The organism is Agrobacterium fabrum str. C58, assembly GCF_000092025.1.
GTDB classification, from domain to species: Bacteria; Pseudomonadota; Alphaproteobacteria; order Rhizobiales; family Rhizobiaceae; genus Agrobacterium; species Agrobacterium fabrum.
Genome location: NC_003062.2, coordinates 1,440,785 through 1,454,818 on the forward strand (window position 1 = coordinate 1,440,785; position 14,034 = coordinate 1,454,818).

At 58.7% G+C, this 14,034-nt stretch carries 12 protein-coding genes; 10 read left to right on the forward strand and 2 right to left on the reverse strand.

Features of this window, described 5'->3' with window-relative positions; genetic code table 11:
* Positions 1-114 precede the first annotated feature (114 nt).
* The 5 genes from ATU_RS07130 (at position 115) to hflX (ending at position 7,123) form a co-directional block, all read left to right on the forward strand.
* A complete protein-coding gene (locus ATU_RS07130; protein ID WP_010971628.1) occupies positions 115-2,376 on the forward strand; it encodes a sensor histidine kinase NtrY-like in 2,262 nt (753 codons plus the stop codon).
* Positions 2,366-3,730, forward strand: a complete 1,365-nt coding sequence (ntrX, locus tag ATU_RS07135) for a nitrogen assimilation response regulator NtrX (RefSeq protein WP_006315356.1) — start codon at positions 2,366-2,368, stop codon at positions 3,728-3,730. Before ATU_RS07130 ends, ntrX begins: the two co-directional genes overlap by 11 nt.
* A gap of 48 nt (positions 3,731-3,778) precedes the next feature.
* On the forward strand, positions 3,779-5,155 hold the full coding sequence (trkA, locus tag ATU_RS07140) for a Trk system potassium transporter TrkA (protein ID WP_010971629.1): 1,377 nt from the start codon (positions 3,779-3,781) through the stop codon (positions 5,153-5,155).
* A gap of 184 nt (positions 5,156-5,339) precedes the next feature.
* The gene (hfq, locus tag ATU_RS07145) at positions 5,340-5,582 is read left to right on the forward strand and encodes an RNA chaperone Hfq (protein ID WP_003496145.1); all 243 of its coding nucleotides are present in this window, start codon (positions 5,340-5,342) and stop codon (positions 5,580-5,582) included.
* Between the two features lie 92 nt (positions 5,583-5,674).
* The gene (gene hflX / locus ATU_RS07150) at positions 5,675-7,123 is read left to right on the forward strand and encodes a GTPase HflX (protein ID WP_169539077.1); all 1,449 of its coding nucleotides are present in this window, start codon (positions 5,675-5,677) and stop codon (positions 7,121-7,123) included.
* Positions 7,124-7,318: 195 nt separating this feature from the next.
* Here the strand turns inward: hflX and mazG are convergent, their stop codons facing one another.
* Together mazG and ATU_RS07160 are read right to left on the reverse strand one after the other, a co-directional pair.
* A complete protein-coding gene (mazG, locus tag ATU_RS07155) occupies positions 7,319-8,164 on the reverse strand; it encodes a nucleoside triphosphate pyrophosphohydrolase (RefSeq protein WP_010971631.1) in 846 nt (281 codons plus the stop codon).
* Positions 8,165-8,239: 75 nt separating this feature from the next.
* A complete protein-coding gene (locus tag ATU_RS07160) occupies positions 8,240-8,827 on the reverse strand; it encodes a deaminase (protein ID WP_010971632.1) in 588 nt (195 codons plus the stop codon).
* 261 nt (positions 8,828-9,088) lie between these two features.
* On the opposite strand from ATU_RS07160, the gene cysG reads away from it, so the two are divergent.
* The 5 genes from cysG (at position 9,089) to ATU_RS07185 (ending at position 14,014) form a co-directional block, all read left to right on the forward strand.
* On the forward strand, positions 9,089-10,552 hold the full coding sequence (cysG, locus tag ATU_RS07165; RefSeq protein WP_010971633.1) for a siroheme synthase CysG: 1,464 nt from the start codon (positions 9,089-9,091) through the stop codon (positions 10,550-10,552).
* Positions 10,545-10,859 carry a DUF2849 domain-containing protein gene (locus ATU_RS07170; RefSeq protein WP_006315350.1) on the forward strand — a complete coding sequence of 105 codons (315 nt, stop codon included), beginning with the start codon at positions 10,545-10,547 and terminating at the stop codon, positions 10,857-10,859. Before cysG ends, ATU_RS07170 begins: the two co-directional genes overlap by 8 nt.
* Before the next feature lie 8 nt (positions 10,860-10,867).
* Entirely contained in the window at positions 10,868-12,538 is a 1,671-nt protein-coding gene (locus ATU_RS07175; RefSeq protein ID WP_006315345.1) for a nitrite/sulfite reductase, read from the forward strand.
* A 10-nt stretch (positions 12,539-12,548) separates the two neighbouring features.
* Positions 12,549-13,055, forward strand: a complete 507-nt coding sequence (locus ATU_RS07180; RefSeq protein WP_010971634.1) for a DUF934 domain-containing protein — start codon at positions 12,549-12,551, stop codon at positions 13,053-13,055.
* A 146-nt stretch (positions 13,056-13,201) separates the two neighbouring features.
* Positions 13,202-14,014 (forward strand): ferredoxin--NADP reductase, encoded by an 813-nt coding sequence (locus ATU_RS07185; RefSeq protein WP_010971635.1) that lies wholly within the window; start codon positions 13,202-13,204, stop codon positions 14,012-14,014.
* Positions 14,015-14,034 lie beyond the last annotated feature (20 nt).

Genomic DNA, 14,034 nt, shown 5'->3' on the forward strand with positions numbered 1-14,034 from the left:
TCGCCACATTGTGTTGCTTGGAAAACACTAGGAAGGATATAGATTCGCCTGATGGGGGAGTCTTGCCTGACTTCAGGACTGTGGTGCTGGCTGGCCAGCAATTGGGAGTAATGCATGCGGAAACCCGCCGCCGAACACGACGTTGCCGACGAGGCAGCGGGAATGGTGGTTGCCGATCGCAGGATGTCATTTGCCCTGCCGGGGCTGGTGCTCGCCGGCGTTGCCCTTGTCTGTGCTATCATCACCCTCTTCGTGCTTATGGGCGTGACGCCGATTGCGCCGACGACCAATGTCGTCATCGCCTCGGTGGTGATCAATTCGATCTTGGTGATCGGCCTGATCTTCCTTATCGGCCGCGAAATCAACCGGCTGCTGAAGGCGCGTAAAAAGGGCAGGGCGGCGGCACGACTGCATGTTCGCATCGTCGTGCTTTTCTCCATCGTCGCGATCACGCCCGCTGTCCTTGTCGCCATCTTCGCCAGTCTGACGCTGAATGTCGGTCTCGACCGCTGGTTTTCGATCCGCACCCAGTCGATCGTCGAGTCGTCGGGCAATATCGCTCAAGCCTATATGATGGAAAACGCCGGTTATCTTCAGGGCCAGACCCTATCGATGGCCACCGACCTCGATCGCAATCGCGCACTTTTTTATCTTGATCGTACCGGCTTCGTCGATCTGATGACGCGTCAGGCCAAGGGCCGCGGCCTGCTCGGCGCGTTTCTGGTGCAGGAGGATGGCGACGCGGTTGCCCAGGCCGATATCAAGACGGAAAAACCGCTTCCCGCTATTCCGCACGACGCGCTCGAGAAAGCAGCCGCCGGTCAACCGACCCTTATCCCGCCCGGTATTACCAACCTTGTTGGCGCCATCATCAAGCTCGAAGGCATCAGCGGCACCTTCCTTTATACGGTGCGTGCGGTCGATCCGAAGGTCATGACCGCGATGCGGCTGATGGAAGAGAACCGTGCGGAATACAAGAATATGGAGGCGGGCCGCGCGCCGCTGCAGATCGCCTTTGCGATCCTCTATCTCGGTTTTGCGCTGATCGTGCTTCTGGTCGCCATCTGGACGGCAATCGCGGTGGCCGACCGGATCGTCCGCCCGATTCGTCTTCTCATCAGCGCCGCCGACAGTGTCGCCACGGGCAACATGCATGTGCTGGTTCCCGTGCGCGCTGTCGATGGCGACGTCGGGCGCCTGTCGCGTACCTTCAACAAGATGGTCTCGGAACTGCGCAGCCAGCAGGAGCAGATCATCGAGGCCAAGGACGATATCGACGACCGCCGCCGCTTCATCGAAGCCGTGCTGTCGGGTGTGACCGCCGCTGTCATCGGCATTGATGAGAACCGCAGGATCACCATCGTCAACCCGTCCGGCGAGGAATTCCTGGCGCTGAATTTCGACCAGCTGCTCGGCGCGCAGCTTTCCGAGATCGCACCTGAGATTGATCAGGTCGTGACCGAGGCGAACACCTGGGCGCGCGGCAACTTCCGCAAGCAGATCAATATCATGCGACGGGGCAAGGAACGCACGCTGAATGTGCAGGTCACCCGCGAGGATGCCCGCGACGGCCGCGACAGCTATGTCATCACCCTCGACGACATTACCGATCTCGTCATCGCCCAGCGCTCCACCGCATGGTCGGATGTGGCACGGCGTATTGCCCATGAAATCAAGAACCCGCTGACGCCGATCCAGCTTTCCGCAGAGCGCATCAAGCGCCGTTTCGGCAAGCAGATCGACGAAAACGATCGCGCCATCTTCGATCAGTGTACGGACACCATTGTCCGGCAGGTCGGTGATATCGGCCGCATGGTGGATGAATTCTCGGCCTTTGCGCGTATGCCAAAGCCGACGAAGGAAAAGTCGGACCTGCGGTCGATCCTCAAGGACGCGGCCTTCCTCCGGGAAATCAGCGCCGCCGACACGAAATTCTCAACGGAGTTCGGCGATATCCCGCTGGAGGGCATGTTCGATGCCCGCATGCTGGGACAGGCCTTCGGCAATCTCATCAAGAATGCGACGGAAGCGATCGAAGCGGTGGAAGGCGAAAAGCGGCCGGGTAAAATCCTGGTGCGCGCCTCTTTTGATGAGGCCAATTCGCGTTTCGTGGCTGACATTATCGACAATGGCCGCGGCCTTCCCGTCGAGAACCGTCATCGCATTCTCGAACCCTATATGACGATGCGGGACAAGGGCACGGGCCTTGGTCTGGCCATCGTCAAGAAGATCATTGAAGAACATGGCGGGTATCTGGAACTTCACGATGCCCCTGCCGAATTCGACCATGGCCATGGCGCCATGATCCGAGTGCTGCTGCCCTATATCGAGGCGGTCGGCGGCGAAAATAACAAGGAAGCAGCATATGGCGTCTGATATTTTGGTCGTGGATGACGAGGCGGACATTCGCGAAATCGTAGCGGGCATCCTGTCCGATGAGGGCCACGAGACGCGTATGGCCTTCGACAGCGACAGCGCGCTGGCCGCCATTTCCGAGCGTGTGCCGCGTCTGATCTTTCTCGACATCTGGATGCAGGGATCGAAGCTCGACGGTTTGGCACTACTGGACGAGATCAAGAGCCGCCACCCCGAAATTCCTGTCGTCATGATTTCCGGTCACGGCAATATCGAAACCGCCGTCAACGCCATCAAGCGCGGGGCCTTCGATTTCATCGAAAAGCCGTTCAAGGCCGATCGTCTGATCCTGATTGCAGAACGCGCGCTGGAAAATTCCAAGCTGAAGCGCGAGGTCCAGGAACTCAAGAAGCGTACCGGTGATGCGGTTGAACTCGTCGGCGCGTCGCTCGCGGTTTCGCAACTTCGCCAGACCATTGACAGGGTTGCCCCCACCAATAGCCGCATCATGATCCTCGGCCCCTCCGGTTCCGGCAAGGAACTGGTGGCGCGCATGGTGCACAAGAAATCCTCGCGCGCTACCGGACCTTTTGTGGCGCTGAACGCTGCAACGATCACCCCCGACCGTATGGAAATTGCGCTGTTCGGCACGGAAGGCTTGCCCGGACAGCCACGCAAGGTAGGGGCTCTGGAAGAAGCCCATCGCGGCGTACTTTATCTCGATGAAGTCGGTGAAATGCCGCGCGAGACACAAAACAAGATCCTGCGCGTGCTGGTCGATCAGCAGTTCGAGCGTGTCGGCGGCGGCAAGCGGGTGAAGGTGGATGTGCGGATCATTTCCTCCACCGCCCATCACCTCGAAAGCCTGATCGCTGAAGGCCAGTTCCGGGAGGATCTCTACCATCGTCTCGCCGTGGTGCCGGTGAAGGTGCCGGCGCTCTCCGAACGGCGCGAGGATATTCCTTTCCTCGTCGACATGTTCATGCGGCAGATTTCCGAACAGGCCGGCATCCGCCCGCGCAAGATCGGTGATGACGCCATGGCCGTGCTCCAGACGCATGACTGGCCGGGCAATATCCGCCAGCTGCGCAACAATATCGAGCGGCTGATGATTCTCGCCCGTCCGGAAGGTGGCGAAGCGCCGATCTCGGCCGACATGCTGCCTTCCGATATTGGCGACATGCTGCCGAAGATCTCTGCGCAGGGCGATCAGCACATCATGACCCTGCCGCTGCGTGAAGCCCGTGAAATGTTCGAACGGGACTATCTGATGGCTCAGATCAACCGCTTCGGTGGCAATATTTCGCGCACGGCGGAATTTGTCGGCATGGAACGGTCGGCGCTGCATCGCAAACTGAAATCTCTCGGCGTATAAGGAACCAAGGCACCTCGTCGCAACCGATTATTCCGTCAGAGAGACAGCATGAAAGTCATCATTTGCGGCGCAGGGCAGGTGGGTTACGGCATCGCCGAACAATTGTCGCGGGAGGATAACGAAGTATCGGTCATCGATACGGCCGCGCCGCTGATTACCGCCATTACCGAGACGCTGGATGTGCGCGGTTATGTCGGCCACGGCGCCCATCCCGACATGCTGGCCAAGGCCGGTGCGGATCAGGCCGACATGATCATCGCGGTGACATTGCATGACGAGATCAATATCGTCGCCTGCGAAGTGGCGCACGCACTCTTCAGCGTGCCGACCAAGATTGCCCGTATCCGCGACCAGAGCTATATGAAGCCGGAATATGCCGATCTCTTCAGCCGCGAGAACATGTCCATCGATGTGACGATTTCCCCGGAAGTAGAAGTCGGCAAGATGGTGCTGCGGCGCATCGCCTTTCCGGGTGCTACCGATGTGGTGCGCTTTGCCGAAGATACGATCTACATGCTTGCCATCGAATGCATGGAAGATTGCCCCGTTATCAACACGCCGCTGCAGCAGCTTTCGAGCCTGTTTCCGGACCTCATAGCCACGGTGGTGGGTGTCTATCGTGACGGCATTCTCAAAGTGGCGCATTCGTCGGAGCAATTGCGCGTGGGCGACCTCGCCTATGTCATCTGTCAACGCCAGCATGCACGCCGCACCTTGAGCCTCTTTGGCCATGAAGAGCAGGAGGCGCAGCGCATCGTCATTGCAGGCGCCGGTAATATCGGCCATTTCGTCGCGCATAAAATCGAGGAAATGCAGTCGAAAACGCGGGTGAAGATCATCGAGGCCGATCGCGACAGGGCGATTGCCGCATCCGAACAGCTGAGCCATACCATCGTCATGCATGGCTCGGCCCTCGACCAGAAAATTCTGATGCAGGCGGATATCCAGGATGCCGATCTGATCGTCACGCTCACCAATAACGACCAGACCAATATTCTGGCCGCCGTCATCGCCAAGCAGCTCGGCTGCAAATCGAACCTGGCGCTGCTGAACAGTACCTCTTTCCATGATGTCGCCCGCTCGCTCGGACTCGATGCCTATATCAACCCCCGGGCGGTCACGATCTCCCGCGTGCTGCAACATGTACGCAAAGGCCGTATCCGCTCGGTTTATGCCGTTCAGCGCGGTTCGGCTGAGGTAATCGAGGCGGAAGCGCTTGAAACATCGCCGCTGGTCGGCCAGTCTTTCCGTGATATCGATATGCCCGACGGCGTGCGCATTGGCGCGATCTATCGCGACGGTGTGGTGATCCGTCCGGATGGCAGCACGAAGATCAAGGCGAAGGATCGCGTCGTGCTGTTTGCTTCCGCCGATGCCGTGCGGGACGTGGAACAACTTTTCCGTGTTTCGATACAATATTTTTGACTGTCCCGAATCGAAAAAGCGGGTCAATACTCGTACTCATTTGGCTGTTTTCGCCGTTGCGGAACGGAACATGATTTGATACCAGAGTTTGAGGTCGGCCAAGCGGGGGACAAGACTCGGCCGGCTTATTATTGATTGATTATTTTCCGGTATCCCTGCCGGCAATAAAGAAAGAAGCGGCGCCATGGCGGAACGTTCTCAAAACCTTCAGGATCTCTTCCTCAATACCGTTCGTAAGCAGAAGATTTCGCTCACGATTTTCCTGATCAACGGCGTCAAGCTGACGGGCGTTGTTACCTCCTTCGACAATTTCTGCGTGCTTCTGCGTCGCGATGGTCACTCGCAGCTGGTCTACAAGCATGCAATCTCCACCATCATGCCCGGCCAGCCGATGCAGATGTTCGAGAGCGAAGAAGGCGCTGCCTGATCAGGCTCCTTTAACGGTATCTTCGACAGAGACTGACCTGAATCGGAACATTTCCGGTTCCGTCAGGTTAATCTCCATGGCCGCCCGCGCGGATGCGGTCGGCCGTAACATTCTTTACATTCTTTCTGGATAAGGCCGAACCCATTTCAACACGCGACACCTCGAGCGAATCGATCATTCCGGAGCAGGAAAAACGCCGCGACGACATGCGCGCGGTCGTTCTTGTACCCTTCCTCAAGCAGCAGCGCGAAAATCGTGACGCGGCATCAGCCCCGGCTGCTCCCGGCCGTTCCGTCGAAGCCAAGCTTGAGGAAGCGAAGGGTCTGGCGCTTGCCATCGATCTCGAGGTGACCCAGGGGCTCGTCGTTCCCGTCAACCAGCCGCGTCCCGCAACCCTGTTCGGAACCGGCAAGATCGAGGAAATCGGTCATCTCTTGGATGAAACCAATTCCGGCCTGGTGATTGTCGATCATCCGCTCACCCCGGTGCAGCAGCGCAATCTCGAAAAGCAGTGGAACGCCAAGGTTATCGACCGCACCGGTCTGATCCTTGAAATCTTCGGCCGCCGCGCCTCCACCAAGGAAGGCACGCTGCAGGTCGATCTTGCGCATCTGAACTACCAGAAGGGCCGCCTCGTCAGAAGCTGGACCCACCTTGAACGCCAGCGCGGTGGTGCAGGCTTCATGGGTGGCCCGGGTGAAACCCAGATCGAGGCCGACAGACGATTGCTGCAGGATCGCATCGTCAAGCTCGAGAAGGAGCTGGAGCAGGTGGTGCGCACCCGCCAGCTTCACCGCGCCAAGCGCCGCAAAGTGCCGCATCCGATCGTGGCACTTGTTGGCTATACCAATGCTGGCAAATCCACGCTGTTCAACCGCATCACGGGTGCGGGTGTTCTGGCCGAAGACATGCTGTTCGCTACACTCGACCCGACCCTGCGCCGTATGAAACTGCCGCATGGCCGAACCGTCATCCTGTCGGATACGGTGGGCTTTATTTCCGACCTGCCGACGCATCTCGTCGCCGCTTTCCGCGCAACGCTGGAAGAGGTGCTGGAAGCCGATCTTGTTCTGCACGTGCGTGACATGTCCGATCCGGACAATGCCGCCCAGTCTGCTGATGTGCTGCGCATTCTTGGCGACCTCGGCATTGACGAGAAGGAAGCCGAAAAGCGCATCATCGAGGTCTGGAACAAGGTCGACCGTCTGGAGCCCGAAGCACACGACGCCATCATGCAGCGCGCCGAAGGCCGCTCAGATATCCGCGCCGTTTCGGCCATCACGGGCGAGGGCGTCGATGCCCTGATGGAAGAGATTTCAAAACGCCTGTCCGGTGTGCTGACGGAAACGACCGTGGTGCTTTCTGTCGAGCAATTGCCGCTGATCTCCTGGGTCTACAGCAATTCCATCGTCGACAATCGTGAAGATCACGAAGACGGATCGGTTGCGCTGGATGTGCGCCTGTCGGAAGCGCAGGCTGTGGAACTCGAACGGAAGCTTGGAAAGACGGCTGGTCGCGAGCGGGAAGACTGGGAACGCTGAGCGCTTCTTGAAGGTACAAATTCCGTCAGATGCGACGTCATCCTCGGGCTTGTCCCGAGGATCCGCTACGGTATTCAAAATCGATAGGCAGCAGATGCCCGGGACAGGCCCGAGCATGACGGAGTAGGGCCTTCGCATCTACACACAATCCTCGAAGCGCTGAGCGCTCCTGCTTTTGATGCATGTCCCGAGTGGTCAGGAAGAAACCGTATCAAGCGAACGCTCGATCCGTTTCGCCGCCTGCCACAAATCTTCCATCCTCTCGAGGCTCGCCTCTTTCAACGTCTCGCCATTGTCGCTGAGCGACGTCTCGATGTGATTGAAACGCCTGCGGAATTTCGTATTGGTGCCACGTAGCGCATCTTCCGGATCGGCTTTAACGTGGCGGCCGATATTGACCAGCGCAAAAATCAGATCGCCGAGTTCGTCAGAGACTTTCTCCGGCTTTCCCTCCGCCAGCGCCTCGCGAAGTTCGGCGATTTCCTCCTCGATCTTGTCGAGGATGGGAGCCGGGTCCGACCAGTCAAAACCGACGCGCGCAGCCTGTTCCTGCAACTTGAGCGCCTCGGTCAGAGCCGGCTGGCTACGCTGCACGCCGCCCAGAAACCCTGCCTTGAAATCTTCGGTGATGCCCCGGCGTGCACGGCGCTCTGCCCTTTCACGCTTCTCCTCGGCCTTGATCTGGTCCCATTGCAGCTTGACGCTGTCAGGCGTGTCGGCATCGGAGACGTCGAAGACATGCGGATGGCGGCGGATCATCTTCGAGGTGACGGCGTGCACCACATCACCAAAGGTGAATTCACCCCGTTCCTCGGCAATGCGGGCATGGAAAACCACCTGCAACAGCAGATCGCCCAGCTCATCGCAAAGATCGTCCATATCCTTGCGCTCGATCGCGTCGGCAACCTCGTAGGCCTCTTCGATCGTATAGGGCTTGATCGTCTCGAAGGTCTGCACGACATCCCAGGGGCAGCCGGTTTCCGGCTGGCGCAGGGCTTCCATGATCTCGATCAGGCGGGAAATATCCTTCGAGGCTTCCATCGTGTCTAAACCTTCATTTTTAATATTACGCATTGTCCGGGCGGAAAACCGCTACGCAGTTTTCCCTGGAAATGCTTAATTCAGCGGAATATCGTTGTCGCTCTTGGATGATTGATAGGTGGTGGAGAGATCATCATAAGCGGCCTTGATGCGGGCCGTCTGGGCCTTCAGCGTGGTTTTCAACGGATCGTCTTCGCTCTCCACCAGATCGGCGACGAAGAAAGAATTCCAGAAGGCGTTGCTGCGGCGATATCCGCCCGGCTCCAGCCCGAAAACTTCCTTGAGGATTTTCAGGTCGTGCGGGATCGCGAAAGCGTCGCGCGAATCCTCGTGGCTGAAGAAGGAATAGAAATTATCGAAGCCGGCCCAGGTGATGGCCGACATGCACATGGTGCAGGGTTCGTGGGTGGAGAGGAAAATCAGGTCCTTGGTATTCGGCTTTTCGCCCAGCTCGTAAAATCGCTTCAGCGTATGCACTTCACCATGCCAGAGCGGATTCTCCAGCTCATTATTGGTCTCGGCAACGACGAGCGACAGATCTGATTTGCGCAGGATCGCCGCTCCGAAAACCTTGTTGCCGAGGCTGACGCCGCGAGCCGTCAGGGGCAGGATTTCGTGTTCGATAACATCGAGGAGGCGGGCGGCGAGCGACTGGCTGGTCAAGGGTCTGATCCTTCGTTCCGCTTTGAGGAAAGCGGTCTTCGCATGGGAAAATCGACAGGTGATTGTCATTCCTTGTTCGGCGCGGGCACCCGCTTTGTCAAGGGATTCCGAAGGATTCCAAAGCTCCGCCAAGGCTCGAAAAATCCTTGCCGGTTTGTTTTCCTCCAAAACCGGGGTGTTCGAGAAATAAAAATCCAGGTGTCGAAGAGGCTTGAATTTCTGTTTCTTCAATCTTGTGCCGCGATGCGGGATATATGTCCAATGCACAACGAACATGATTTTTCTGCTGCTGGCGACCGCCTTTCAACCTTCCCCGCTTTCTTCCGGGTCGAGGGACGGCAGGTCGCTGTTTTCGGAAATGGCGATGAAGCCTTCGCGAAGGTGAGGCTGCTCGCCAATACCAACGCGCATATCGTTGCCTATGCCGATCACCCGGAAGCGGATTTTGCGCGTTACATCAGCGAAAACAGTATCGATCACCGTGCTCTGGCCTTCGCCAGCCCGTTGGTTGACGACGCCACCCTGGTGTTCGCCGCAACAGGCGATGAAGCGCTGGATCGCGAAATCGTCTCTGTAGCGCGCACGAAGAAAATCCCCGCCAATGCGGTGGATCAGCCCGAATTCTGCGACTTCTTCACGCCTGCACTCGTTGCCCGCGCGCCAGTTGCCATTGCCATTGGCACGGAAGGGGCAGGGCCGGTTCTTGCCCAGATGATCCGCGCGCGTATCGACCAGATGCTGTCGCCGTCGCTCGGCAAGCTCGCACGTCTTGCGGTGCAATATCGTGATGCGGCCGAGGAGAACGTGCCGAAGGGCGCGTTGCGGCGCAATTTCTGGCGCCGGTTCTTTTCGGGCGCGGTTGCGGATGCCGTTGCTCTCGGTGATACCTCTTCCGCCCGTCATGCCGCAGATCGCCTGCTGCAATCGCCGGAACGCAGCGAAGGTCGCGTCTGGCTTGTTGGCGCCGGTCCAGGTGCAGAAGATCTGCTGACGCTGCGCGCGCAGCGCGTGTTGATGGAAGCCGACGTGATCGTCTACGACGCCCTGGTGCCGCAGGCGATTGTCGATATGGGCCGCCGCGATGCTGAAAGGCTCTCTGTCGGCAAGCGCAAGGGCTGCCACAGCAAGTCGCAAAATGATATCAACCGCCTGCTGGTGCGTCTAGGCCTGGAAGGAAAGCGAGTCGTGCGGCTCAAATCCGGTGATCCGCTGGTCTACGGCCGCGCGGGCGAGGAAATGGCAGCGCTGCGCGAGGCTGGTGTCGCTTATGAAATCGTGCCGGGCATCACCTCCGCCTTTGCCGCGGCTGCGGATTTCGAATTACCACTGACGCTGCGCGGTGTCGCCTCTTCGCTGATTTTCACCACTGGTCACGACCTGATGGGCGACGTTCTGCCTGATTGGGCACGACTTGCCGTCTCCGGGGCCACCATTGCCGTCTATATGGGCCGCAGTGTTGCCGCTTCGGTGGCCAAGCGGCTGATTGATGCGGGACTTGGCGTCGAAACCACCGTCGCCGTCATCGAAAATGCCAGCCGCGCGGATCGCCGCCTGCTGCACGGCACATTAAACGATTTGCCCGACCTCGAATATCGTGATGAACTGATCGGCCCGGTCATGGTCATCATCGGCGATGCGGTGGCGGGCGCTAATTTCGACAGATCCGAGGCGCTTGCGCTTGCAGCCAAGCCGGCGAGCCTCAAACGGGAGTATGTGAATGGTTGACAAGGTTTTGACCGCCAATCGCCTGAGCGACGGTATTGCCGTCTGGCTTGACGCCAATGGCGAATGGACCGAGAATCTGCAGGATGCAATCGTCGCTCGCCATGCGGAGGCGGTGGCCTCGTTCGAGGAAATTGGCAAGCGCGATTTTTCCGCCAACAAGGTCGTTGACGTCAATGTCGTCGATGTCGTGGAAGAGAACGGCAAGCTCTGGCCGACGCGGCTTCGCGAGCGCATCCGCGCCGCCGGCCCCACCATGCACTATGCCACCGGCTACAAGCCGGCCGATGCAGCATTTATCGCAGTCTGAGGAAGAATATGTACCGTTACGACGAATTCGATCACGCATTTGTTGAAGGCCGCGTGGCGCAGTTTCGCGATCAGGTCGAGCGCCGGTTATCGGGCGAGTTGGCCGAGGACGCATTCAAGCCGCTGCGCCTGATGAATGGTGTCTATCTTCAGCTCCACGCCTACATGCTGCGCGTCGCCATTCCCTACGGTACGCTGAATTCGCAACAGATGCGGATGCTTGCCCATATCGCCCGCAAATATGACCGGGGTTATGGCCATTTCACCACCCGCCAGAACATCCAGTACAACTGGCCGCGCCTCTCGGACACGCCGGATATCCTCTCTGAACTGGCAAGCGTGGAAATGCACGCACTGCAGACGTCGGGTAACTGCATTCGCAACGTGACCGCCGATCATTTCGCGGGTGCTGCCGCAGACGAAGTCGCCGATCCGCGTCCCTATGCGGAAATCCTGCGTCAATGGTCTTCCGTGCATCCGGAATTCTCGTTCCTGCCGCGCAAGTTCAAGATCGCGGTGACGGGTGCCGAGCGCGACCGCGCCGCCATTCAGGTCCACGATATCGGCCTGCATCTGAAAAAGAACGACAAGGGTGAGATCGGTTTTGCCGTTTACGTCGGCGGCGGGCAGGGCCGTACGCCGATGATCGCCAAGAAGATTCGCGACTTCCTGCCGGAAGAGGACCTGCTGTCCTATACCACGGCCGTCATGCGCGTTTATAACCTGCACGGCCGCCGCGACAACAAATACAAGGCGCGCATCAAGATTCTCGTACATGAAACCGGCGCAGAAGAACTGGCCCGCCAGGTCGAGGTTGAATTCGCGGAGCTGAAAAACACCGAATTGAAGCTGCCGGATGCCGATATTGCCGCCATCACCGCCTATTTCGCCCCGCCGGCGCTGAAAGACCGCCCTGAAGGCTGGGAAAGCCTGGCGCGCTGGAAGCGTGCGGATGAAGGTTTTGCCCGTTTTGTCGAGCAGAACGTCGCGCCGCACAAGCACCCGGACTACGGCATGGTGACGATTTCGCTGAAGCCGATCGGCGGCATTCCGGGCGACGCGACCGACGAGCAGATGGAACTCGTCGCCGACATCGCCGCCGAATATGCCTTTGACGAAATCCGCATCAGTCACGAGCAGAACATCATCCTGCCGCATGTGGCGCTGGCCGATCTCGAGCCGGTCTATCGTGCGCTCGTGGGCGCGGGACTGGCGACTGCCAATGCCGGGCTGATCACCGATATCATTGCCTGTCCCGGGCTGGACTATTGCGCGCTTGCCAATGCCCGCTCCATTCCGGTGGCGCAGGAGATCTCCACCCGTTTCGGCGCGCCCGAACGTCAGGCCGAGATCGGCGAGCTGAAGATCAAGATTTCCGGCTGCATCAACGCCTGCGGCCACCACCATGTCGGCCATATCGGCCTTCTGGGCGTGGAGAAGAAGGGTGCCGAACTCTACCAGATCACGCTTGGCGGATCGGGTGATGAAAACACCTCGATTGGTGAAATCATTGGCCGCGGTTTCGAGCCGGAAAAAGTGACCGACGCGGTGGAAACCATTGTCGACACTTATCTGGGCTTGCGCCTTTCGAAGGAAGAAACCTTCCTCGAAGCCTATCGCCGCGTCGGACCGCAGCCGTTCAAGGACGCGCTCTACGGTTCCGCCGCCGAAGCCGCCTGAGGAAATGGATATGACGAAAATCTGGACCCGCGACGGCTTTGCGGAAAACGATCCATGGGTGATCGAAACGGAAGAGGTGAAGGCAACGGGCGAGCAGAAGCCCGTGCTTCCACTTGCCGATTTCCTTGTCCGCGCCGCCGAAAGCAACGATATTGGCCTCGGCGTGCTGATTTCGCCGGCTGACGACGTTAACAGGCTCGAGCCTTATCTCGACCGTATCGACCTTGTCGCCGTAAGCTTTCCGGCCTTCAATGACGGGCGTGGTTTCAGCCACGCTTCGCTCTTGCGCAGCCGCCTTGGTTTTGCGGGCGAGGTGAGGGCGGTCGGCGATGTTTTGATCGATCAGGTGCCGCTGATGCTGCGCACCGGTTTTACCAGCTTTGCCGTGACGAACGAGACGGCAATCCGCCGCCTTTCCGAAAATCGCCTGCCGGAAATCACGGTCTACTACCAGCCGACCGCCCTTCCCGCCACCGGTGGTGAGGCCTATAGCTGGCGTCGCCGTGCGGCCCAATGACGCGTTGTGCGGAAATATGAGTTTTGGATGCATATTTTCTGCGCGCATGGCAGTATTGATATTCTCATGCCTTCAAACCGCGACAAAAATGGTATAATTGCCCGGTCGAAGAATGTCGCTTATCGAATGAATGGACGGAACCTGAAATGAACGCGCCAGCCAAGACGGAAGATTTCGCGATCAAGATACCTGATGGTGTTTACGCCGAGACGGTTTTGTCGGTGGAGCACTATACGGATCACCTGTTCCGTTTCCGCATGACGCGTCCAGCCGGCTTCCGTTTCCGTTCCGGCGAGTTCGCCATGATCGGCCTGATGGTCGGTGAAAAGCCGATCTATCGCGCTTATTCCATCGCCAGCCCGGCCTGGGACGAGGAACTGGAATTCTTCTCGATCAAGGTTCCTGATGGCCCGCTGACCTCGCGTCTTCAGGCAATCAAGCCCGGCGATACCGTGCTGATGCGCAAGAAGCCGACAGGCACGCTGGTTCTGGATGCCCTGACACCCGGCAGGCGGCTCTACATGTTCTCGACCGGCACAGGCATTGCGCCTTTCGCAAGCCTGATCCGCGACCCCGAGACTTATGAGAAGTTCGAAGAGGTCATCCTCACCCACACCTGCCGTGACGTCGCCGAGCTGAAATACGGTTTCGATCTGGTTGAGGAAATCCGCAATCACGAATTTCTGAACGAGATCGTCGGCGACAAGCTCAAGCATTATGCGACTGTCACCCGCGAGGATTACCCCTTCAAGGGCCGCATCACCACGCTGATCGAAAACGGCAAGCTGTTTGCCGATCTCGGTGTGCCGGCACTCGATCCCGCTATCGATCGCGGCATGATCTGCGGTTCCTCGGCAATGTTGAAGGACACCAAGGAGTTGCTTGAAAAGGCCGGCCTTAATGAAGGCGCCAACAACAAGCCCGCCGAATTCGTGATCGAACGCGCTTTCGTCGGCTGAACGCCTGACAGACTACAAGA